The sequence below is a fragment of the Flavobacteriales bacterium genome (genome assembly GCA_020635395.1).
Classification (GTDB): Bacteria; Bacteroidota; Bacteroidia; order NS11-12g; family UBA9320; genus UBA987.
In genome coordinates this window covers 127,279-151,639 of the sequence record JACJZV010000001.1, presented here as the reverse complement: position 1 = coordinate 151,639, position 24,361 = coordinate 127,279, and the positions used below count along the sequence as shown (strand labels likewise).

Genomic DNA, 24,361 nt, shown 5'->3' with positions numbered 1-24,361 from the left:
TTATTACATCAAAACTCTGAGCCATTCTGTCATTTTGCAAATTCATCAAGGCTAAATGACAAAAAGATGACCCTGCTACTCCATGTTCAACGACCGAATAATCAAGTCGATTTGGTAATCGACAATGGGGTCGTATTCCATTTTTATATCGGCACCATACATTTTGGCAAACATGCTCCAATAGAATGTTTCGGTGCTGCCACGGTAGCCTTTTAGTATTTCGTAGGTGGTTTTTCCGGTTTCTCGGTGTATGAGTTTTATCATCAGCAAACCTTGCGAACGAGAGAAGTTTTTCATGGTTTCCATGAATTCGTCTTTTATGGCTTTTTCTGTTTCTTTAATGTATTTTTCTTTAGCCTTGGGGTCGCTTATCATGGCCAAGTTGTCTTCCATTAGTTGAATACGAAAGGCTGCAAGTTTGGCATAAGGCAATACTTTTTTGACGTTTCGTTTAAGCTTGGCATATTCAGCACGTTGCTCGGGTGTCTGAAAATCCTTTATTACCACTTCCTCAAATTTGTAATAAAACATGGTATCGCCGGTTACCGAATCAATATAAATTTGAACAATGTCGAATGAATCTTTTTTATTTTCTGTTTTCTTCACGGTGTTTTGCGAGAATGCACTTACTGCGAAAACAGCGATAAACAATGTTAAAATAATACTCTTTTTCATCTTTTTACCCGTTAAAAGTTAAACTAATCTTTTGCTCAAACGAACGTTGTTTTTATCTCAAATGATATGCCAATTATTGTGAAATAATGGCCATTAAACATTTTACCAATTTTATATTTCTTCTAAAATAGTCCTAAATGCCATAACCCTATCTCCATATTTGGCAAGGGTTTTAGCCTTTAGAGCAGGGGCAAAATTCTGTGCATAATCCACATAATGATCCCGGGTTTCGAGGTGGTATTGCACGCTGTAGCTCGTTCCGCTGTCGCCACCCTCGTGTGGGTCTATTCTGTACATTTTATTGGAAATAAATTTTCCGGTGGCCATCACTTCAGGCAGGTGTACTTGTTTCATCCACTCGAGCCATTCATCGTGAATTTCGTCTTCTACCAAACAGGTAACGTTGTATAAAATCATAGCTTAATGAGCGGAGAGAGAGGGATTCGAACCCTCGATACCCTTGCGAATATACTACCTTTCCAGGGTAGCCCGTTCAACCACTCCGGCATCTCTCCAATGCGGCAAAGGTATTAAATCTTAAAAAGTTCTTGTGCGTTTTTTGTAGTTATTTCTGCCACTTCATTTAGGTTAACCTGCTTCACATCTGCCAACCTTTGAGCCACCAAAAAAGTATAGGAAGATTCATTGCGTTTGCCTCGGTGTGGTGCGGGAGCCAAATAGGGCGAATCGGTTTCTAACACCAAATGCTCTAAGTCTATTTTTTCTAAAACTTTATCCAAACCACTATTTTTGAAGGTTAACACACCTCCGATTCCCAGTTTAAATCCTAAATCAATTATTTGGTGGGCCTCTTCTACTCCATCACCAAAACAATGAAATACTCCGGTTAAGTCCTCAAGATTTAATTGCTTCACAATTTCTACTACTTCCTTGGTGGCGTTTCGGGTGTGCAATGCCACCGGAATTCTTAGCTCGTTTGCCCAAAAACATTGCATTTTAAGTGCCTCTTCCTGAATATCTTTGGTGGTTTTGTCCCAATACAAATCCATTCCTATCTCGCCAACGGCAATATAGTTTCCCGAAAAAAGCTCATTTTTTATGGCTTCTAAATCTTTCGTAAATGTTTCCTTTTTTACCGAACACGGATGCAACCCCATCATGGGTTTAAACACATTTGGTGCCTTTGAAACTGTTGTCTTCATCCATTCTATTGATTCCACATCAACATTTGGGAGCAGCACCTTTTCAACGTTTGCAAGCATTAGGCGAGCCATAACCTCATCCCAATCTTCGTTGAATTCGGGTAGATAAAGATGCGAATGTGTGTCTATCAACTTCATCGCCAACTTATTTTTTCTTTGTTTAAAAATGCAGAAATTCCTTTTTTACAATCCTCAGACTCTCGCATTTCTGCATTTTTTTGAGCGGCATACGTCAATGCCTCATTTAAGTTCTTTTCAGGAATGGTTGCAATCATTTCTTTGATTAAAGCCAAACTCCGGCCTGAGTTTTTTGAAACCAAGTTTATTGCAAAATGATTTACATAGTCGTTCAGCTCAGCTGCGTCTATCACTTCGTTGACAAGACCCAAATGTTTGGCTCGGTCTGCTCCAAAAACTTCTCCTGTCAGCAGTATTTCTCTTGCTTTTCCCTCTCCAATTTTTCTCAACAAAAACACCATAACTATGGCCGGAACAAAGCCAATTCTTGCCTCGGTATAACCAAACGTTGCCTTGTTTGATGCAAAGCAAAAATCGGTTACGGTGGCTAAGCCACAACCTCCGGCTATGGCGGGTCCATCAACTTTGGAAATAATAATTTTGGGGAATGTGTAAATGGTTTTAAACAATTCCATCAGGTTGGTGCTGTCTTGTACGTTCTCTTCAAAACTGTTTTTTTGCAATTTTTGTAAGTATTCCAAATCGGCTCCTGCACAAAAGGCCTCTCCACTTGACTCTATGACGACAATCTTGCAGCTGTTATCGGTTCTGGCAAGATCCAGTACCTCTTTAAGTTCTATTACCAATTGTTCATTCAACGCATTGCGTTTTTCGGGTCGGTTTAGGGTGATTGTACCAACTCCGTCTGAATTAATTTTCCAGATTACATATTGCATTGGGCAAAGTTAGCAATAAAAAAAGGCCAGCCTCCCGGCTGGCCTTATATGTGGTATTAATTTTAAATGCTTTAAAAAAGCATTCTTACTTAAGTGCTTATTTAGCAACAGTTACTCGTTGCATTGCAGTGTTGCCACCATTGGTTACTTGAACCATGTAAACTCCGCCTGCTACTTCGCTCAAGTCAATACTGTACTCGCCGCTTGCATCACCTGCAATGGTGCGTACTGTTTTGCCTGTTGCATCCATGATGGTGATGTTCACCATACCTTTTGGCTCGTCAACTTTTACGGTAAACAATCCGGTGTTCGGATTTGGGTACACGCTGAATAGGTTGTTAGCTATTACATCGTTGATGCCTGCATTTTTAATATCTGGCTGATCTACCTCCTCACAATGCTCGCTGATACAGCCTGCTGGGTTGATGATGGCCAAACATACAGTGTACATGCCTTCATCGCTGATGTATTTGTATGATGGAGTTACTTGGTTTGAACGACCACCATCTCCAAATCTCCAGTTGTAATCGTGGTTTACAGGATCTGTTGTTTTTTGGTTGGTTATCTTCAATACTCTCCAATCAATTGTTGCATCAAAACTTGCGTCTGCTGCTGCATTCACTGTTACTGTTCGTGCTATTGAGTCTGAACATCCGCCCGGTACTATGGCCAACAACGTCACTTGGAATGACTCTGTCTCGCCTACTGTACTCAAGGTATAAGCATGTCGTGGGGATGTCAAGTTTGATGTATCTGAATCTCCAAATCTCCATTGATAGTTCAAGTTGCCTGCTGCTACTTCTGACTTGTTGGTAAATACTACCTCTTCGCCTTCACATACGTTGTTGGCTATAAAGTCTGCTTTTGCTTGCAATTTTACTACGATGTCTTTGCTGATCATATCTGAACAGCCATTGTTTGATGATACTTTCAAACTTACTGTTTTCACTCCAACTGTCGAGAATTTGTAGCTGTCGTTTTCTTTTGTCGAAATTTTCTCTCCGTCAAAATCCCACTCAAAGATTGATGTTGCTCCGGCTGGCAATGTGCCACCTCTTGTAAAGTTAACTGCTGTCTCGCTACATGGGTCACTGAAGCTAAAGTCTGCTTTTGGTGACTCATTCAATGTAAAGCTTTTGGTTATCTCATCTTTACATCCAAATTCTGAGATTGCTACCAATTTTACACTGTGTGAGCCTGCTGCTGCAAAAGCATGCATTGGGTTTGACAAGTTTGATACTGTTCCGTCGTTGAAATCCCATTTGTATCCTGTTTTTCCTAACGAAATAGTTGATGCATTGGTAAACTCTACATCTTCTAAGTTACAGTTGCCTTTTACGCTAAAGTTTGCATCCGGTGTAGCAAATTGGTTCGCATTTTTTACCAATGTCGCTGCACAGCCGTTCAATGATGCTGTCAAGCTGGCTTTGTAGCCACCTGCTTTTGCATATTTATGTGTGGTGTTCAATGTTTTTACTTTTGCACTGCCGTCTCCGAAGTTCCATGTGTAATCAATTGATCCGGTTACCCCTGTTGGCAATTTTGAACCATTCGTAAAGGTAATGTCTGTTCCCTCACATGCATTTTTTACTGTAAAGTCAACCGTTGGTACAGGTGATACGTTTACTGTTTTTGTCAATGTGTATTGGAATTTTGGATAATCATGATTCCATGCAGTTACTGTTACGTCATACGAACCATAGGTCGAAAATTTGTGAACTGGGTCACTGATAGTAGATACATTGTCCGCTCCCGTTGATGGATCGTCAAAATTCCATGAGTATTCGGCTATTCCTACTGCTTGGGTGGTTGTATTAGTTATTGCCACAACGTCACCATCACAAGCATCAGAAGCACTCCATGAAATATTTGGTGTAGCTGCCACATATACCCATCTTCCGAATGTTGAATCACATCCTGTGTTGTTATCCGTTACGGTAAGACCCACAAAAATGGTTGAGTCCACCAACGACGGACTTGGAGTAAATTGAATCATACCTTTGCTGCTTCCACTTGGAGCAACTAAAGTCAATCCACTTGTTACCGCCATTCCACCACTTGTCCATGAATTTACTGTCATTCCCCAATCGGTGCCATACGCACTATCTGCATATTTGGTCGGGTTTTCTACGTTGTAATCCACCTGAACATTTGCCGCTGTTACGTCAGGATTGTTCATCAATCCGCCTGAACCACCTGCTTTATAGTATCCTGCAAATGAACTGCCTTCTGACAACTCAAAGCTATGTGGAGCAGGGGTAATATTGATGGTAGTTGTCAATGTATTGTTTGCTGAATTGTCATCGCACAACAATCCAACCACAATTGTGTTGGTGCCTGGCTCGTGAAACTCAGGTATTGTGGTAAATACATAATCCACATACGAGTTTGCACTGATTTTAGCAATCGTTTCTACCACAGGTGTTCCACCGTTGATGGTGTAATACGCTTTAGCATCAATCAAATCAACAGATGAACCGTTGTTGTATCTAAAACCAATTGGCTCTTGGTAGCCACCACACTCGTTAGTACCAGTAAATACCAAATTTGACGCGTTGTGGTCAATAAAGAATTCAAAAGCACCTATATCCGGACCACAAGCTGTTCTTGTTGCTTTGTTGTAGTCCAATGTTGCATACCCGGGTTGTCCGTAGTTGGCAATGGCAGGGTTTTTCGGTGTTAAGTTTCCTGCTGCCAAGTTCGTAAATTGTGGGTCGATGTTTAAGTTGGTGCTATTACCAATACTTGATGCAAACGCTGATAACGTTGTGTTCGTCGTATTTGTGTAGTAATAGTTAGTAGATGAATTGTTTACGTAAATGTCATTATTCTCAATACCCATATCTTGGTAGTTGTATGGAGTGTACACAACATAGTTATAATAACCCGCATTAGCAGTTACATAAATAATGTTGTTTTTCACATTCATATCAGTAAACGTGTAGTACATATACAAATACAAACAGTAGTTATAATAATCCACGTTGTCGTCAATAACAATGGTATTATGGCAAACATTCAAACTTGTTTGAGTGTAACCTCCGTAGATACCATAGTTGTAATAATCTCCTTTGTTATTATAAGAAAGGTTATTAATGAAGTCGCCATCCATATAGTAGATGTAGTAGCTGTAAACACCATAACCAGCGGTGTTGTCGTGAACAGAGTTACGCTCTACCAATGCATTGGATCCGTAATATGCCCCCAAACCATATACATAATATCCTGCACTATTATTGTACAGTTCGTTATCTCTAACAATCGGGTTGCTTGAGCGGTAGCAGCAATAGATATTATACAAATAGCTACCTACTGAGTTATTATAGATTTTATTTCGTTCAAATCGAATTTCAGTACCATAGTATCCTAAGTAATTGTACAAATAAGAACCTACCGTATTGTCGTGGATTTTGTTGTCATTATACATTACGGGCATTGAAGAGGTACCTGAGTTGTAATACCCATACATATACAAGTAGCTCGACGGACTTAAATTATACACTTCATTTCCGCTAAAGCTAATTTGATGTGTCGTTGTTTCTGTCCGGTAAAGATAAACTACATAGGCATAGGTTGCCCCACTTCTTCCATTGTGGAATTTATTACCATCAATCCGAGTTCCATTTGTATAATAAAAATAGTTCCAATAGTAATAAACGTTTTGCATGTCGTTGTTCAACACTTGGTTGTTTCCGGTAGTACTTGTGTAAGCTGATGAGCCATACTCACAAACACCGTAGTAAGGGCCTACTGAGCTTGATGCCCCACCGTTCCACATTTTGTTGTTTTTGTACGTGTTGTGCGAGCCGTGTGCTGCCGCTGAGTTACCGGTTGTTGATGCTGACATCACAATGTAGCCTGTAGAGTTTGATGTTCCTGTGTATGCAGAAACAATCAACTCACAACCATCCACCGTGTTGTAGTTTGCTCCACTGTAGATGTGAAAACATCTTACACCTGTTCCCGTTCCGGCTGCTTCTACTTTTAAACCTTTTACGGTCATGTAATCGGTACCTTTCAAAGTAATGGTGGCTGATGAGGCAGTGTTTACAATCTTTTCTCCATTACCATTGATAGTAATGGTGTTGGTGGCACTTGCTCCTGAGATTTGATTGAAACTTACTTTCTCACTGTAAGGTCCTGAACCTGATACTACATTTACAGTTACAGCTCCGCTTACTCCTAGAGTATTTAGAGAATCTGCAAAACTGCTAAAAGACGTAAAGTTGGTGCTGCTTGCTGCTGCACCCGAGTTGATGGTGTACGATGAACCACTCAACTGAGCCATTGCCGAACCGCCTGCTATTAGCAAACCAGCCGACACAAGAAGTCCCGTAAAACGGGGCGAAAGCCATTTTGTGAAATTGTAATGCTTTTTCATTAATAAAATTTAAAAATTACCTACTTATCGATACCTAAGACATATCGATGGGTCGAATATAAATGCGTTTCTCCATTTATAATTAATGTCAAATGATTAAAATCAAAAAAATGACATTTTGTAGGTTTTTTAGTAACAATTTAGGGCTTTAAAACTACCAAGCATAAGGGAGTTCATAAAATGCGAATTTTAGTTTAAAATGGTCAAAAAAAAGCCCCCGCTAAGCGGGGGCTCTGAATCAATTATTGAAATAATTATTCTCTTGCTTATTTAGCAACAGTTACCCGTTGCATTGCAGTGTTGCCACCATTGGTTACTTGAACCATGTAAACTCCGCCTGCTACTTCGCTCAAGTCAATACTGTACTCGCCGCTTGCATCACCTGCAATGGTGCATACTGTTTTGCCTGTTGCATCCATGATGGTGATGTTCACCATACCTTTTGGCTCGTCAACTTTTACGGTAAACAATCCGGTGTTCGGATTTGGATATACGCTGAATAGATTGTTAGCTATTACATCGTTGATGCCTGTTGTAGGATCTTGGTACACATCCTCACAATGCTCGCTGATACAGCCTGCTGGGTTGATGATGGCCAAACATACAGTGTACTCGCCTTCATCTGTGATGTATTTGTATGATGGAGTTACTTGGTTTGATCGACCACCATCTCCAAATCTCCAGTTGTAAACGTGGTTTACAGGATCTGTTGTTTTTTGGTTGGTTATCTTCAATACCCTCCAATCTATCTTAGCATCAAAACTTGCGTCTGCTGCTGCATTCACTGTTACTGTTCGTGCTATTGAGTCTGAACATCCGCCCGGTACTATGGCCAACAACGTCACTTGGAATGACTCTGTCTCGCCTACTGTACTCAAGGTATAAGCATGTCGTGGGGATGTTAAGTTTGATGTTTTTGAATCTCCAAATCTCCACTCATAGTTCAAGTTGCCTGCTGCTACTTCTGACTTGTTGGTAAATACTACCTCTTCGCCTTCACATACGTTGTTGGCTACAAAGTCTGCTTTTGCCTGCAATTTTACTACGATGTCTTTGCTGATCATATCTGAACAGCCATTGTTTGATGATACTTTCAAACTTACTGTTTTCACTCCAACTGTCGAGAATTTGTAGCTGTCGTTTTCTTTTGTCGAAATTTTCTCTCCGTCAAAATCCCACTCAAAGATTGATGTTGCTCCGGCTGGCAATGTGCCACCTCTTGTAAAGTTAACTGCTGTCTCGCTACATGGGTCACTGAAGCTAAAGTCTGCTTTTGGTGACTCATTCAATGTAAAGCTTTTGGTTATCTCATCTTTACATCCAAATTCTGAGATTGCTACCAATTTTACACTGTGTGAGCCTGCTGCTGCAAAAGCATGCATTGGGTTTGACAAGTTTGATACTGTTCCGTCGTTGAAATCCCATTTGTATCCTGTTTTTCCTAACGAAATAGTTGATGCATTGGTAAATTCTACATCTTCTAAGTTACAGTTGCCTTTTACGCTAAAGTTTGCATCCGGTGTAGCAAATTGGTTTGCATTTTTTACCAATGTCGCTGCACAGCCGTTCAATGATGCTGTCAAGCTGGCTTTGTAGCCACCTGCTTTTGCATATTTATGCGTGGTGTTCAATGTTTTTACTTTGGCACTGCCGTCTCCGAAGTTCCATGTGTAATCAATTGATCCGGTTACTCCTGTTGGCAATTTTGAACCATTCGTAAAGGTAATGTCTGTTCCCTCACATGCATTTTTTACGGTAAAGTCAACCGTTGGTACAGGTGATACGTTTACTGTTTTTGTCAATGTGTATTGGAATTTTGGATAATCATGATTCCATGCAGTTACTGTTACGTCATACGAACCATAGGTCGAAAATTTGTGTACTGGGTCACTGATGGTCGATACATTGTCCGCTCCCGTTGATGGATCGTCAAAATTCCATGAGTATTCGGCTATTCCTACTGCTTGGGTGGTTGTATTTGAGAACGCTATAACGTCACCGTCACAAGCGTTTGGTGCATTCCAAGAAAGTTCAGGTGTTGCTGCTACATATACCCATCTTCCAAATGTTGAGTCACATCCTGTGTTGTTGTCTTTTACAGTAATACCTAAAAATACTGTCGAATCAACCAACGATTTTGCAGGTTTGAACTGAATCTTTCCTTTTGTGCTTGAGGTTGGTGAAACTAAGGTTACTCCACTGGTAACGGCTGTTCCGCCACTTGTTTTAGCGTTAATAGACATACTCCATCCTGAACCGTAAGCACTATTTGCATATTTGGTTGGGTTTTCTACGTTGTAATTCACTTGCACATTTGCTGCTGTTACATCGGGGTTCTTTTTAGTACCGCCTGATCCGCCAGCTTGGTAGTATCCGGCAAATGCAGTACCTTCTGACAACTCAAAGCTATGTGGAGCCGGAGTAATTTTGATAGTAGTTGTTACAGTATTGTTCGAAGAATTGTCATCGCAGAACAAACCTACTACAATTGTGTTGATGCCCGGCTCGTGAAACTCAGGAATGGTTTTGAATACATAATCAACATACGAGTTTGCATTGATATTAGCAATGGTTTCTACCACAGGTGTTCCACCGTTGATGGTATAGTAAACCTTTGCATTTTTTAAAGCAACTGTTGAACCGTTGTTAAATCTAAAACCAATTGGTTCTTGGTAGCCACCACACTCGTTAGTACCTGTAAAAACTAAGTTTGACGCATTGTGGTCAATATAAAATTCAAAAGCACCTATATCCGGACCACAAGCTGTTCTTGTTGCCTTTTTATAATCCAATGTTGCATACCCGGGTTGTCCGTAGTTGGCAATGGCTGGGTTTTTCGGTGTCAAATCACCAGTAGCTAAGTTCGTAAATTGTGGGTCGATGTTTAAGTTGGTGGTATTACCAATACTCGCTGCAAAGGCTGCCGCTGTGGTATTAGTTCCGTTCGTATAGTAATAATTAGTGGATGAGTTGTTTACATAAAAGTCATTGTTCTCAATTTCCATATCTTGGTAGTTGTATGGCATATATACCACGTAATTGTAATATCCAGAGCCGGCTTCGGCAGTCATTGCTAAAATGTTGTTTTTACAAACTACATCTGTAAATGAATAATACATATACATATAGATACCATAACTATAATACGTCACATCATTATTTAATACAAATGTGTTGTGTGCAACGTGTAATGATGTTTGCGTATAACCAGCCAACATAGCGTAGTTGTAATAGTCTCCTTTGTTGTTGTAATACAAGTTATTGATAAAATCTCCTTGCATATAGTAGATATAGTACCCATAAACACCGTAACCTGCTGAGTTGTCGTGAACTGCATTTCGCTCTACCAATGCATTGGTTCCGTAGTATGCACCAAGACCGTAGATGTAATATCCTGCATAATTGTTGTTCAATTCATTATCTCTTACAATTGCATTGGTAGAGTAGTAACAACAATATAGGTTATACAAGTAATTTGTTACCGTGTTATTGTATATCTTATTGCGTTCAAAACGTACGTTTTGACCATAGTAACCAAGATAATTGTAAAGATAAGAACCCACTGTATTGTCATGAATTTTGTTATCATTATACAAAACAGGCATTGAAGCTGTTCCAGTGTTATAATACCCATACATATACAAGTAGCTGGTTGGTTTTAAGTTATAAACCTCGTTGCTACTAAAACTGATTTGGTGAGTAGTAGTTTGTGTATAGTAAAGATACGTAACATAAGTGTATGAAGCATCAGAACGGCTCGTGTGAAATTTATTTCCATCAATTCTTGTACCGTTTGTGTAATAGAAATAGTTGTAATAATAATAAACGTCTCTCACCTCATTGTTCAACACTTGGTTGTTTCCGGTGGTAGTATAGTATGATGATGAACCATACTCACAAACGCCGTAGTAAGGGCCTACGGCACCCGTTGCACCACCATTCCACATTTTGTTGTTTTTGAATGTGTTGTGTGATCCGTGCAATCCGGCTGAGTTACCAGTTGTTGACGCTGACATTACAATGTAACCTGTAGAGTTTGCCGTTCCCGTGTATGCAGAAATAATCAACTCACAACCGTCAATGGTGTTGTAATTGGCAGCATTGTAAATGTGGAAACATTTAACACTTGCCGCATTTGCCGATGCCTCTACCTTTAGGTTTTTAAAAGTCATGTAATCTGTACCGTAGAGTGTAAACACCGCAGCACCTGCATTAGATGACACCTTTTCACCATTTCCGTTGATGGTAATCGTGTTTGTAGCACTTGCCCCAGAAATTTGGTTAAAAGTAGTGGTAGCAGTGTGATAGTAAGGACCAGACCCAGACACAACGTTTACAGTAACTGGGCCGCTAACACCGCTTGTGTTAATAGCCGAGGCGAAAGCCGTAAAAGATGCAAAGTTTGTGCCGGTAGTAGCTGCAGCAGAGTTAATGGTGTACGTACCACTCAACTGAGCCATTGCCGAACTGCCTGCCATTAGCAAACCAGCCGACATAAGAAGTCCCGTAAAACGGGTCGAAAGCCATTTTGTGAAATTGTAATGCTTTTTCATTAATAAAACTTAAAATTAATACCTACTATTGATGAGTTGAATACTACATCAATCCGTCAAATGTGCAATGAGTTCTGTCATTTTCCAAACGTTTTTTTCAAAAAAGATTTATTTTTTTTTCATCCAAAATCAATCATAACTAAATGAAAATAAATAAGTTAAAAAATAACTACTGCCACTTTAAGAAAAAAATGACAATCCTATACTCAGAACTCCCATTTTTTTCTTCCCAAAACACACTAAAACATGATTAAAAAAATTCAATTTTTGCTTTTGGCATTGTTAAAAGATTATTGAAACCAAAACATCTTTAAACTCCCGATAAAACAAAAAAGATATTCTGTTGAAACATTCGTTGTCAATTCAAGTGTTAAATCCACTTCTGAAACTCTAGTTTTTTTTTGAAATAAAGCAATACCCACACCTACCAATAGAAAAACTAATTGGTATCTTCGCGGCCTCAAATGGACAGAAGAGTTAGAGTAAGATTTGCCCCAAGCCCCACGGGGCCGTTGCATATCGGCGGAGTGCGTACTGCACTATATAATTATTTATTTGCCAAAAAACATGGCGGTGATTTTTTGCTTCGTATAGAAGATACCGACCAAACGCGTTTTGTTCCGGGTGCGGAAGATTATATCAACGAATCACTTGAATGGCTTGGTATTGCTCCAAATGAGGGAGTGAGACAAGGAGGTTCACATGCACCCTATCGTCAAAGCGAACGCATGAGCATATACCGACAATATGCAGACCAACTGGTAGCCAATGGCCATGCCTATTATGCCTTTGATACACCCGAAGAATTGGATGAAATGCGTAAAAAAATGGAGGCAGCACGCATGTCGGCCAAATATGATGCCACCTCACGCATGAGCATGAAAAATTCGCTTACGCTGAGCGAAGACGAGGTTAAAAAGCGTTTAGACAATAACGATGCTTATGTCATCCGAATCAAACTTCCACGCAAAGAAGAAGTTCGTTTTCACGACTCTGTTCGGGGTTGGGTAGTGGTAAACACCACACAAATGGATGACAAAGTTTTGCTTAAAGGCGATGGCCTGCCAACCTATCATTTGGCCAATGTGGTTGATGACCATTTAATGGAAATTACCCACGTGATAAGAGGGGAAGAATGGTTGCCCTCTGCCCCGTTGCACGTGATGTTGTACCGCTATTTGGGGTGGGAAGAAACCATGCCTACTTTTGCCCACCTGTCTCTATTACTTAAGCCAGATGGACAAGGCAAATTGAGCAAAAGAGATGGAGATAGACTGGGTTTCCCTGTTTTTCCGTTGCAGTGGACCGACCCTAAAACCAATGAAATTAGCTCGGGATACAGAGAAACGGGTTATTTGCCCGATGCGGTTATTAATATGTTGGCCTTATTGGGCTGGCACCCTAGCGACAATCAGGAAATCTTTAATTTGAACGAACTTATTGAAGCATTTTCGTTAGAAAAAGTATCGAAAAGTGGTGCCAAGTTTGATGCCACCAAAGCTCGCTGGTTTAATAATCGATATCTTCAAAACATGGATAATAAAGAGATAGTCAACCTCATAAAGCCCCATTTTTCGGCCAATGGGTGGGATATTTCTAATGAAGATTATCTAGTAGCCATTGTTGGGTTGCTCAAAGAAAAAGTGGATTTTGCCCAAGATATTGTTCCGCTTAGCCAATACTTTTTTGAAAATCCAAAAGAATACGACACCGCGGTTGTGGCCAAAAAATGGAAGGATCATGTGCCTGCATTAATGGCTAAATTGGCTGACCATTTCCAGAATCTGACCAACTTTTCTTCTTCTTTTGTTGAAGATAGTTTTAAACAATTTGCAGAAACAAACGGTGTTTCTCCTGGCAGTTTGATGCAGCCTTTAAGGCTTGCAGTAAGTGGAATGGCTGGAGGCCCGCCAATATTCGAAATGCTTCAACTGCTTGGTAAAGAAAAAGTTGTATCTCGAATTAATCTTGCGGTTGACACGCTGAAGTAATTTCGTAGATACAATTTTGGACACCTCCCACCGAGTGTTTATTTCTAAATAATTTACTCCTCTTTGATTCCTTTTAGCTTTGTGCTATGAATCGCATTTTGGTCAAATACAAATACCTCATTATCCTTACCGTGTTTGTGTTATGGATTTCTTTTTTTGATGAGCACAACTTGGTTCATCAATACAAATTGGGTAAAGAAATAAAAATTCTAAACGAAGAAAAGGAATTTTATAAAGCTGATATTGAGGCTTTTAAAATAAAAAAGAAACAACTTGAATCTGACTTAGAATCGCTCGAAGCCTTTGCACGTGAAGAATATTTGATGAAAAAACCGGACGAAGATTTATATCTGCTCGATGAGAAATAAATGGTCTTTTTAGAACCAAACAACTTCAAGTTTTAGCTTATTCCGCTTACCTCAGCTTCTCGGTGTATTTTCTTAATCATGCCTTGCAAAGCCTTTCCGGGACCAACTTCTACAAAATCCGTTGCACCATCTGACACCATGTTTTGAACGCTTTGCGTCCATTTTACCGGTGCTGTCAGTTGGGCAATCAGATTTGCTTTTATGGTTTCCGGATTGGTTTCGGCTACCGTTGAAACATTTTGATAAATTGGGCAAACCGGTGTATTAAAAGCGGCTTCATTAATGGCAGCAGCCAATTCCTCACGAGCCGGCTCCATTAACGGTGAATGAAATGCACCACCAACGGGTAAAGGTAAAGCCCTCTTTGCTCCTTTTTCTAAAAGCATTTCGCAGGCAATACGCACACCTTCGTTTGAACCTGAAATGACCAACTGCCCCGGGCAATTGTAGTTTGCGGCTACAATCACTTCATTATTTATTTGGCTGCACACTTGCTCAATTACTTCATCATCCAAACCTAAAACGGCAGCCATTGTTGACGGATTCAGCTCACAAGCCCTTTGCATGGCCATAGCCCGAATACTGACCAATTTTAAACCGTCTTCAAAACTCAAAACACCCGCTGCAACAAGGGCTGATATTTCTCCTAACGAATGCCCTGCCACCATATCAGGCTTAAAATCAGGCTTTGTTTTGGCCAAAATGACCGAATGAAGAAAAACGGCAGGTTGCGTTATTTTTGTCTGTTTCAAATCTTCATCGCTGCCATTAAACATAACATCCGTAATTTGAAAACCTAAAATTTCGTTTGCTTTGTCAAACAACTTTTTTGCTTCCGCATTTTCATATAGGTCTTTGCCCATTCCTGAAAATTGTGCCCCTTGTCCGGGAAAAACATAAGCCTTTTTCATTCCTTCTACTGATAAAATTGTACAACTATTTGATAGGTTTCGTCTTCCATCATGGCATTTTTTTTATTTCCGACAATGGTATATCCCACGTTTTTTGTGTAGCTCAACTTTTGATTGGATTTCGAAATTTTACCTTCATCATTCAAATCCACCTCATATCTTACCAACTGCCCCGTCTGCAACGATTTGTATAACTCTATATTTTTTATCCGTTGTTTTTTGTTTACGGCTACCAACCGAAAACATCTCATACCATCATCATCCATAGAGTCGAGCAGTTCAAAATCACTTTTCCAAACTAAGGGCTTAATGTGTATTGCAGAAAAAAGAGCCAACTCTTTATCCCAATCAAAATCTTCTATTTTTATGGAATCTTGCTTGGTGTAAGTTTGCCACCTTACCCGCTTCAAAACCCATGTTTTATGCTGCATGACAGCTTCTTTTTCTTTGCTTAAAAATTCCGGAAAATCAACCAATTCCAACGAATTTGGTTGCGTATTTGTTGACCTTCCGCAACTTACCAACACAACTAAAATCAATATGTAGGTACTGTTTTTCAATGCGTCAAAATTAATATCAAAAGCCTTATTTCAAACGTTCGAGTCCGTTTTTGGCTTTCAACTCAATACTTTTTTTGTATTCCTTGTTGGCAGAAAAGGTGGTTGCCTTTTTGTAATAAGCTATTGCCTCGTTCTTATTCTTTTGTCGCTCATAAATTTCGGCTAAATATATACAGGCATACGAGGCATAATAGTTGCTCAATTTCTCCCCGGCTTGTATCGTTGCTTTATAATATTCTATAGCAGGAGGGTCATAGTGCAATGCATCGTAAATTCTGGCTTTGCGGTAGGCGTATTCTGTTTTTAGCTCTATGGTTGCAAAATTTTCCGACTTATATCCATTCAATCCTTCCAATGCTTTTTGGTAATATCCACCATCAAAAAGCAATCGGCTTTTCAATAATACAGCGTTTGGTTTCACGCTACTTTCTGCTTCCTTTTGAGCCTGCTCGTCTTCTTCTAAGTTGGTATTTCCGTTGCCCGAAAGTTTTAAAATATACTCGTTGTATTGATCCGTTTTGCCATTTATTAATGCATGCCAAGCCAACTTTTGATAGCAACTTTTGATGTAATTTTTTCCGGTATTTTCCTTAATAAATGTTTTAAGCACTACATCTGCATCTTTGTCCAATCGTTGCAATTTGGCCTTGCCATGAACGAAATGAATGTATGAAATCTTCTGAAAATCAGAACCTTTTGGAAACTGTTCGGCAATTCGGATAACCTCTTCGTTTTTTTTGCATTTCTCTGCAAAATGTATTCTTGCAAATGCTTTTAAAGGATTATTTGCGAAGTTTTTTGTGTAAGAATCAACTATTTCCCAGCATTTGGTGGCATCATTTTTTAGGTATAAATATATGGAAGCCAAATAGAAATTTGCCTCTTCCTGCATCAATTTAAACTCGGGTTTTAAAGATGGTGCATTTCTAAACTTGTTGATGAGACTGATGCCCTCATCCATGCCTCCGCTATAACCCAACACGTTTACCAATTTTCGATACGTTTCGGGCAGACTGCCCAATCCCGAAGAAATAATGCCTTTAGTTTTGTTGGCCGCCACAAAGTTTGGATATTTTTTCAAAACGTCATTGGCAAAGTTGTAGGCATGCCTTATATCATTTCCGGCAGATAGTGAATTGCCCTTTTTGCCATTTGCCACAGATGAATAGAAATAAATCTCTGCTTTCAAAAAATCTCGATAACCTGATAGCTCGTCACAATCGGCCAACAAGTCGAGAGCTTTCTTTTTGTTTGACTCCATCATGCTAAAATCTCCGCTCGATTCGGTGGCCAAGTATTTTAGCACGCTTACCATTGTTTTTAAATAAGCTGCGGCCGCATTACTGGGATTAATTTGCTCTTCAATATTGAGCGTTGTGTTGGCACTGGTTAATTTGAAAGCATAGATTTCTTGCTGAGCATTCAAACATTTTTGATTAAAAACAATTGAATTTTTGGCAAAACCCTTCCCAAAAAAAATCAGAAAGGTTAGGGCTACTGAAAACCTAAAACCGATATATGTAATTCCACTTTTCACATGGGTGGAAAATGAATCAAGAATGATGCCGACTTTTTAATCAGCTTTTCTTCTTCTTCTTGATTTTGGTTTTTCTTCCGCTGCTTCCTCAACAATGCCTGCCAAGTCAGAGTCAACGTTAATTCTTCCGCAATGTTCGCAAATAACTATTTTCTTGCGTTGACGAATGTCTGATTGCAATTGTGGTGGAATTTTGGCAAAACACCCACCGCAAGAACCTCTCAAAACTGGTGCTACAGCTAAACCATTGAATACATTTTTTCTGATTCGATCGTAGGCCTTGAACAATTTTTCATCCATTGTTCCCACCGTTTTTTCGCGAGATTGGCCAACCTTCGATTCTTCTTTTTCAGTCTCTCCGGTTATCTCTTCAAGCTCTTTTTTCTTGTTGTCCAAATCAATATTTCGGCCATCAAGCTCGTGCTTAACCTCCTCAATCAATTCTTTCTTGCTCACAATGCTGTTTTGCAATTCGCCGATTTTTTTCTCGGCAGCCAACACCTCTAAACCTTGAATTTCGATTTCCTTTGTCAAGGCATCATATTCTCGATTATTTTTAACGCTGTTTAGCTGTTCGTTATATTTTTTCTCAAGCTGTTTTGCTTGACTGATTCGCTCTTTGTTTCCGCTTATTGCCGACTCAAACTGCTCGATTTCATGTTCAAAATTTACGAGTCTAGTTTTTAAACCAGCAATGTCATCCTCCAAATCTGCAACCTCCATGGGCAATTCTCCTCGAACTGCACGCAGGTTGTCCATTTGCTTATCAATAGACTGAAGGTTCCATAAACTGCGAAGTTTTTCTTCTACTGTTGCCATTTATTATTTCTTAATAAAAGTATTTTATCGGGTTTGTGACCGTTTTTGAAAAAATGACTGCAAAATTAGAATTTTTTTCCAATAAAATTTCTCCTAAAAGTTCTATTGTAAATTGCTCGCTTTCATAATGGCCTACATCACATATCATCAGCTTATTTTCTCCGTCAAAAAACTCATGATATTTTACATCCCCTGTCACATAGGCATCTGCACCTGAGGCCATCGCCGCACCTATTAAAAAACTTCCCGAACCGCCGCACACCGCTACTTTTTGAATGTAATTTTTATCGGTTGATGTAAACTTTATTACCTCTGCTCTCAAATTTTGCTTGAGATGTTTTAAAAAATGTTGAACCTCTATGGGTTCAGAAAGTTCTCCAACAATGCCCGCTCCCACAGCGTTCCATTCGTTTTGAAGAGCCACCAAGTCGTAGGCTACCTCCTCATAGCTGTGAGCCTTTTGCATAGCTTTTACCACATTTTTTGCGGCATACGCCGGAAGCACCACTTCTACTTTTGTCTCTTTTTCATAGTGCCTCTCCCCTACTGTGCCAATGCTTGGATTGCTTCCGCTGCCGGCTCTAAAACTTCCGATTCCTTCTGTTTTAAAACTGCATTCATCGTAATTGCCAATATGCCCGGCACCTGCATCAAACATGGCATTCATTACCTTTTCGGCCTCTTTTTGAGGCACAAAAACACTTAGTTTGAGCAAATCTCCTTTTCGTTTTTGTAAAATTTGCACATTCGTCAATCCAATTTTTTGAGCAATTTTTTGATTTACTCCACTGTGCAAGACATTGTCCAAATTGGTGTGAATGGCGTATATGGCTATGTCGTTTTTAATAGCCTTGATAACAGTTCGTTCCACATAATTTTTTCCGTTCAATTGCTTCAAACCCTTAAAAACGATGGGATGATGAGCCACTATCAAATTGCAATTTTGGGCCATTGCCTCACTAACAATGTCTTCTGTTGCATCAAGCGAGACCAACACTCCTGTAACTATTGTTGATTTGCTCCCAACTATTAATCCGGCATTGTCATAGCTCTCCTGCAATGTTGGCGGAGCAATTTTTTCTAATATTTCGATAACCTCAGAAATCAGCATGTGGCGAAATTAAAGAACTCCCCAAAATTTGCCACCTTTGCACCATGAATTTGTTGAGATACCTTTTGTGGCCGTTAGCCTTTTTATACGGAAGTGTCATGCAAATTCGCAATTTTCTTTTTGCACGAAAAATTCTAAAATCGGTAGAATTTGAGATACCTATTATCAGCGTTGGCAATTTGGCCGTGGGTGGCTCGGGCAAAACACCGATGGTAAAAACACTTATAGGAATGTTGCAAAACGACTATAAAATTGGGATTTTGAGCCGGGGGTATGGTAGAAAAACAAAAGGTTTCTTGAATGTTGCCGAAGGTGGTTTGGCAGAGCAATTTGGAGATGAGCCACTCGAAATAAAAAATGCCTATCCATCTGTTGAAGTGGCCGTTTGCGAAAATCGCGTTTTGGGCATTTCGGAGCTCATCGGTTCTTCTCCCACACTCAACCTCATTATTTTAGACGATGCATTTCAGCACCGGTATGTTAAACCCAAAATATCTCTACTTTTATCAAAAGCCAACAAACCATTTTATAAAGACTTGGTGATGCCGGCAGGCCGATTGCGAGAGTTTTGGTTCAATTATAAACGTGCCGATGCCATCATTTTTACTGATTTTAACGGCCAAAAATTGGCTGGTTTTAACATTCCAGTTTTTCACTCAACGTTAGTTTATGATGAATTGAAACCTGTTTATGGCCAAAGTGAATTGCCAACTAAATGCCTCGCCGTGAGTGCATTGGCCAATGCTCAATCATTTGAATATGAGGTAAAAAAACATGTTGATACAGTTAAAACCATTTCGTTTAAAGATCATTTCAACTATTACCCATCCACCGTAAAAAGACTCGAAAAAATGGCCTCAGAATTTGATAAAAACATCGTTACCACGGCCAAAGATTGGGTGAAATTGAAACCACTGATTGATAAAATAAATCCTGATTTTAGCGTTTTTATTTTGCCTGTAAAATCTGAGATATTGGAAAAAGAAACTTTTCGAAATTGGTTAATAGCATCACTAAAAAATTGAAAGTCAGAGCTAAAAAACATCTTGGTCAGCATTTTTTAAAGGACGAAAATATTGCCGCCAAAACGGCCAATTTGGTTGACAATTATCCCTTAAAAAATTGGTTGGAAATTGGCCCTGGCATGGGCGTTCTCACCCAATTCTTAATTAAAAAAGATATTGCATTAAAGGCTGTCGAAATTGATACGGAATCGGTGGTTTATTTATCCGAAAACATGCCTCAATTAACCGTTTTGGAAACCGATTTTTTAAAAACGGATATTTCCGATTTGTTTCCTGCGGATTTTGGTGTAATCGGTAATTTTCCGTACAACATATCTTCTCAGATTTTATTCAAAATTCTTGAAAATAGAGACAAAATTCCAGCCTTTGCGGGCATGTTTCAACTCGAAGTTGGCCAACGTGTGGCATCAAAACCGCACAGCAAAGCGTATGGTATTCTATCTGTTTTGGTACAGGCTTTTTATGAAGTTAAACTCGAATTTCAAATTCCTCCCTCTGTTTTCAGTCCGCCACCCAAAGTGCAATCGGTGGTCATTTCAGGTAAAAAAATAAACCAGTCGATAAACTGCAACTCCGAATTATTTTTTGACGTGGTGAAAACGGCGTTTCAGCAACGCAGAAAAACGTTGTCGAATGCTTTAAAAAAATTTAACCTACCCAAAGAACGGGTTTCAGAAAATGAATTGTTTAAATTGCGGGCTGAAAATTTATCGGTTCAGGATTTTGATAAACTCACTGATTTCATTGAGAAAAATCGGGTATGAGCAATGGAAAATTTCCAACTAAATAAAGAGTTTGTTGATGAGTTTTTGATTCATATCGAATCAAGAAATGAGGAGGAATTGTATGCCACTTTGGAGATGCTTTACCCCGCAGATATTGCCGAACTTTTTGACGAATTAAACCTTGAACAGGCGGTTTACATCACCTCCCTACTTCCATCGAGCAAAAAGGTGGATATGCTTGCCGAATTAGAACCCGATGTACGAAAACGCTTTTATGAAGGATACACCAAAGAGCAAATAGCTTTAGAGTTTATTCAATATATGGAAACCGACGATGCGGTGGATATATTAAGCGATTGGTCGTCAGAACAAGCCTCGGAAATAATTTCGTTGCTTCCCGACAAGTCGCACTCAATGTTTTTAACCACGCTGCTTAGGTATCCTGATGATACCGCCGGTGGCCTGATGGCCGGGGAGCTTATTAAGGTAAACATTGACTGGACAGTGGCTCAATGCACCGAAGAAATCAGAAAACAGGCCGAAGAGGTGACTCGGGTTTATACGGTTTATGTGGTGGACGACAATGATATTTTGTTGGGTTGGGCATCGCTGAAAAAGATACTTTTATCGAGAGCTAATGCCAAAATATCCCAAATTTTTGACAGCAATGTGCTTTATGGCAATGTTTATACACCTGCCGAAGAAATTGCGAACACCATGAATAAATACGACTTGGTGGCATTGCCCATTGTTGACCCTCTAAAACGACTGGTAGGCCGCGTAACTATTGATGATGCCGTAGATTATATCAAAGAAGAGGCCGACAAAGATTATCAAATGCTTTCTGGTATTTCTCAATCGGTAGAGGTAAACGACCGCGTATGGATATTGTCAAAAGCCAGACTGCCGTGGTTGGTAGTGGGTTTATTTGGGGGCATTCTCAGTTCGTTGGTTATCGGCAATTTTGAAGGAAATTTGTTAGAAAATGTACAATTAGCCTTGTTTATGCCACTCATAATGGCCATGGGAGGCAATGTTGGTGTGCAATCTTCATCCATTATTGTGCAAGGTTTGGCCAATAACACGATTACCAGCAATGATGTTTGGGGAAAGATAAGCAAAGAGTTGATGGTGGCCCTAATCAACGGTTTGGTTTGCTCGGCTTTGCTTATGGGATATGGTTTTATCAGCGGCAATTCGCAAGAAATTATGACCACCGTTAGCATCGCTTTAATGTCTGTCATTCTTTTTGCATCCGTCATCGGCACTATTGTACCACTTGTTTTGGATAGATTTGATATAGATCCGGCGTTGGCCACGGGGCCTTTTATTACCACAAGTAATGATTTGCTGGGCTTGTTTTTATATTTTACCATTGGCAAACTTCTATTATAAATGATTCATTCCATGAATGTTGCAGAAGTTTGTAATCAAATTATCGGAGGTGATATTGTGGCACTTTCCAAAGCCATAACTCTAACAGAAAGCACCAAACCCGAACACCAACAAACTGCGTTGGAAATATTAGATTATTGCCAACCCCACAGCGGAAAATCCATAAGAATTGCGATAACCGGAGTTCCGGGTGTGGGCAAAAGCACCTTTATCAATCAATTTGGCAATTTGCTTATTGAAGAGTATGGTAAAAAAGTGGCCGTTTTGGCAATAGACCCAAGCAGCAGAAACTCACACGGAAGTATTTTGGGAGACAAAACCCGGATGACTGAACTTTCTGCCCAAAAAAATGCCTTTATACGCCCATCGGCCAATGGTGAAACGCTAGGTGGGGTTGCATCCAAAACACAGGATGCCATTGTAATTTGTGAAGCGGCTGGTTTTGATGTTCTATTGGTAGAAACGGTGGGTGTTGGCCAAAGTGAAACAATGGTTCACAACATGGTCGATTTCTTTTTGTTGCTGCTTTTGCCGGGTGCCGGCGATGATTTGCAGGGTATAAAAAGAGGTATTGTAGAAATGGCCGATTTGATTGCCATAAATAAAAGCGAAGAAAACCAAATTTTGGCTGCCGAAGCCCTAAAACATTACCAAAATGCCCTCATGTTTATGCCTCAACATCGGCAAAATTATCAACCAAAAGTGTTGTTGACGGATGCTATTTCGGGTAAAAATTTGGAAACCATCTGGGATGAAATTCAGCAATATGTAATGCTGGCAACCGAAAATGGCACGTTCCAAAAAAACCGACAAAAACAAGCCGTAGCCCAGTTTAAAATGCAACTTGGAGAGGTTTTTAACATGATTTTATTTCAAAACGAAAAAGTGAAAATAAAATACAACCAACTATCTAACAGCGTTTTAGAGGGTAAAATATCCCCAAAAACGGCCGCGGTGCAGCTCGTAAAAAGTATGTTGGTTGGGTAGTCGTTAAGACACCCAATCGACAAGATTTCGCTGATTTATGAGTTCGAAACCTGCCTCGGGGTAAGCCTTTTTCCATTGGGGAGGTATTTTTATTGTTTCCTGTTTCCATTTTAATTCATATCCAAATAACCCACCATTTCTCTCCTCTACCCAGTCTATTTCCTGTTGGTCGTAAGTTCGCCAAAAAAAATTGCTGGATGAAATTTTGTTGTATTCCAAATACTTGATTCGTTCAGCGATGGCATAGTTTTCCCAAAGTTGGCCAACGTCATTTCGCAATTCGGGCATATTAAAATTGGTTATAACCGCATTTCTAATTCCATTATCGAGAAAATACCACCGAGAGCTTTTTGTTATTTCTTTTCTCAAATTTCTACTAAAACCTTCCACTTTGTGTAGGATAAACACTTTACTCAATAAATCTAGGTACTTTTCAACAGTGTTTTTGCTTATACCCAATTGATTTCCAAGTTCTTGTAAGGAAACCTCCCCCCCAATTTGAAAAGCAATCATTCGAAGCAAATTGTATATCTTCTGAGCGTTTTTTATGTTTTCATAAACAAGGATATCTTTGAGCAAATACGAACTTACCAACTCCTTCAAGTAATCAATTTTATCCGACTGATTAGGCAAATGCAACAGCTCGGGGTAATTACCAAACACCAATCGTTCCCTTAATTTATCAGGTTTTACGATGCTGTTTTCAATTTGGTTATACTCACTTTCTGCAAGTCCGTATAGATTAAATGTATATTTTCTTCCGGTCAGCGGTTCGCCTGCATCGTTGGCCACATCCAGCACCGATGAGCCTGAAATGATGATTTTTAGACCTTCTATTTCATCCACCATCAGCTTTAATTTTTGGCCAATTTCCGGTATTTTTTGAGCTTCGTCTATTAGCAAAACTTTGTGGTTTCCAATAAGTTGCGTATAGTTTTCGATGCTTCGCACCTCAAGCAAATGATGCACAGTTATGTCCTCTCCGTTTAAAGAAAGTATCGGCTCATTAATCTGTTTTAACACCTCTTTTAGTAGCACTGTTTTACCCACTCTTCTGGCACCAAACAATACCACAACTTTGTTGGGTTGTAGCTTGTTCATAATGTTTTCTACTATTTTTCTATGCAAGTATTCCATAATGCCGTCACAAATTTGACGCAATTTATATAAATTTAATCAAATTGCAACCCTAATTAATATTAATTAAAAAATATTTGTGACGCAATTAATACTAATTTGGTCAATT

At 39.5% G+C, this 24,361-nt stretch carries 18 protein-coding genes and 1 tRNA gene; 6 read left to right on the top strand and 13 right to left on the bottom strand.

Annotated features, from left to right (window positions below; genetic code table 11):
• Positions 1 to 75: 75 nt before the first annotated feature.
• The 7 genes from H6607_00635 to H6607_00605 form a co-directional block, all read right to left on the bottom strand.
• Complete coding sequence (locus tag H6607_00635) at positions 76 to 675, bottom strand: DUF4294 domain-containing protein (protein MCB9260871.1); 600 nt, start codon at positions 673 to 675, stop codon at positions 76 to 78.
• Between the two features lie 111 nt (positions 676 to 786).
• Positions 787 to 1,092 carry a DUF4286 family protein gene (locus H6607_00630; protein ID MCB9260870.1) on the bottom strand — a complete coding sequence of 102 codons (306 nt, stop codon included), beginning with the start codon at positions 1,090 to 1,092 and terminating at the stop codon, positions 787 to 789.
• A gap of 11 nt (positions 1,093 to 1,103) precedes the next feature.
• Positions 1,104 to 1,190: transfer RNA gene (locus H6607_00625), tRNA-Ser, on the bottom strand.
• A gap of 15 nt (positions 1,191 to 1,205) precedes the next feature.
• Positions 1,206 to 1,970 (bottom strand): TatD family hydrolase, encoded by a 765-nt coding sequence (locus H6607_00620; GenBank protein ID MCB9260869.1) that lies wholly within the window; start codon positions 1,968 to 1,970, stop codon positions 1,206 to 1,208.
• A 2-nt stretch (positions 1,971 to 1,972) separates the two neighbouring features.
• Positions 1,973 to 2,752, bottom strand: coding sequence for an enoyl-CoA hydratase/isomerase family protein (locus H6607_00615; GenBank protein MCB9260868.1), 780 nt, complete (start codon positions 2,750 to 2,752; stop codon positions 1,973 to 1,975).
• Positions 2,753 to 2,849: 97 nt separating this feature from the next.
• On the bottom strand, positions 2,850 to 7,133 hold the full coding sequence (locus H6607_00610; GenBank protein ID MCB9260867.1) for a PKD domain-containing protein: 4,284 nt from the start codon (positions 7,131 to 7,133) through the stop codon (positions 2,850 to 2,852).
• 266 nt (positions 7,134 to 7,399) lie between these two features.
• The gene (locus H6607_00605; protein ID MCB9260866.1) at positions 7,400 to 11,686 is read right to left on the bottom strand and encodes a PKD domain-containing protein; all 4,287 of its coding nucleotides are present in this window, start codon (positions 11,684 to 11,686) and stop codon (positions 7,400 to 7,402) included.
• A 464-nt stretch (positions 11,687 to 12,150) separates the two neighbouring features.
• Here H6607_00605 and H6607_00600 point away from each other — a divergent pair, with 464 nt between their 5' ends.
• Positions 12,151 to 13,677: a glutamate--tRNA ligase gene (locus H6607_00600; protein MCB9260865.1), complete on the top strand. Its 1,527-nt coding sequence runs from the start codon at positions 12,151 to 12,153 to the stop codon at positions 13,675 to 13,677.
• 86 nt (positions 13,678 to 13,763) lie between these two features.
• Positions 13,764 to 14,045 (top strand): septum formation initiator family protein, encoded by a 282-nt coding sequence (locus H6607_00595; GenBank protein ID MCB9260864.1) that lies wholly within the window; start codon positions 13,764 to 13,766, stop codon positions 14,043 to 14,045.
• Positions 14,046 to 14,077: 32 nt separating this feature from the next.
• Here the strand turns inward: H6607_00595 and fabD are convergent, their stop codons facing one another.
• Genes fabD through H6607_00570 form a run of 5 tightly spaced genes read right to left on the bottom strand, consistent with a single transcriptional unit; the run spans position 14,078 to position 18,983 of the window.
• A complete protein-coding gene (gene fabD, locus H6607_00590; protein ID MCB9260863.1) occupies positions 14,078 to 14,956 on the bottom strand; it encodes an ACP S-malonyltransferase in 879 nt (292 codons plus the stop codon).
• A gap of 5 nt (positions 14,957 to 14,961) precedes the next feature.
• Entirely contained in the window at positions 14,962 to 15,516 is a 555-nt protein-coding gene (locus tag H6607_00585) for a hypothetical protein (GenBank protein MCB9260862.1), read from the bottom strand.
• Positions 15,517 to 15,541: 25 nt separating this feature from the next.
• Complete coding sequence (locus H6607_00580) at positions 15,542 to 17,053, bottom strand: hypothetical protein (GenBank protein MCB9260861.1); 1,512 nt, start codon at positions 17,051 to 17,053, stop codon at positions 15,542 to 15,544.
• Between the two features lie 36 nt (positions 17,054 to 17,089).
• Positions 17,090 to 17,872 (bottom strand): hypothetical protein, encoded by a 783-nt coding sequence (locus H6607_00575; protein MCB9260860.1) that lies wholly within the window; start codon positions 17,870 to 17,872, stop codon positions 17,090 to 17,092.
• Positions 17,873 to 17,882: 10 nt separating this feature from the next.
• Positions 17,883 to 18,983: a Nif3-like dinuclear metal center hexameric protein gene (locus H6607_00570; GenBank protein MCB9260859.1), complete on the bottom strand. Its 1,101-nt coding sequence runs from the start codon at positions 18,981 to 18,983 to the stop codon at positions 17,883 to 17,885.
• A 44-nt stretch (positions 18,984 to 19,027) separates the two neighbouring features.
• On the opposite strand from H6607_00570, the gene lpxK reads away from it, so the two are divergent.
• Genes lpxK through meaB form a run of 4 tightly spaced genes read left to right on the top strand, consistent with a single transcriptional unit; the run spans position 19,028 to position 23,115 of the window.
• A complete protein-coding gene (gene lpxK / locus H6607_00565) occupies positions 19,028 to 20,008 on the top strand; it encodes a tetraacyldisaccharide 4'-kinase (protein MCB9260858.1) in 981 nt (326 codons plus the stop codon).
• A complete protein-coding gene (gene rsmA, locus H6607_00560; GenBank protein ID MCB9260857.1) occupies positions 19,993 to 20,772 on the top strand; it encodes a 16S rRNA (adenine(1518)-N(6)/adenine(1519)-N(6))-dimethyltransferase RsmA in 780 nt (259 codons plus the stop codon). Before lpxK ends, rsmA begins: the two co-directional genes overlap by 16 nt.
• A 3-nt stretch (positions 20,773 to 20,775) precedes the next feature.
• Positions 20,776 to 22,128, top strand: a complete 1,353-nt coding sequence (gene mgtE, locus H6607_00555) for a magnesium transporter (protein MCB9260856.1) — start codon at positions 20,776 to 20,778, stop codon at positions 22,126 to 22,128.
• Positions 22,129 to 23,115 (top strand): methylmalonyl Co-A mutase-associated GTPase MeaB, encoded by a 987-nt coding sequence (gene meaB / locus H6607_00550; protein ID MCB9260855.1) that lies wholly within the window; start codon positions 22,129 to 22,131, stop codon positions 23,113 to 23,115.
• 3 nt (positions 23,116 to 23,118) lie between these two features.
• On the opposite strand, the gene H6607_00545 is transcribed toward meaB, so the two are convergent.
• Positions 23,119 to 24,252, bottom strand: coding sequence for an ATP-binding protein (locus H6607_00545; protein ID MCB9260854.1), 1,134 nt, complete (start codon positions 24,250 to 24,252; stop codon positions 23,119 to 23,121).
• Between the last annotated feature and the right edge of the window lie 109 nt (positions 24,253 to 24,361).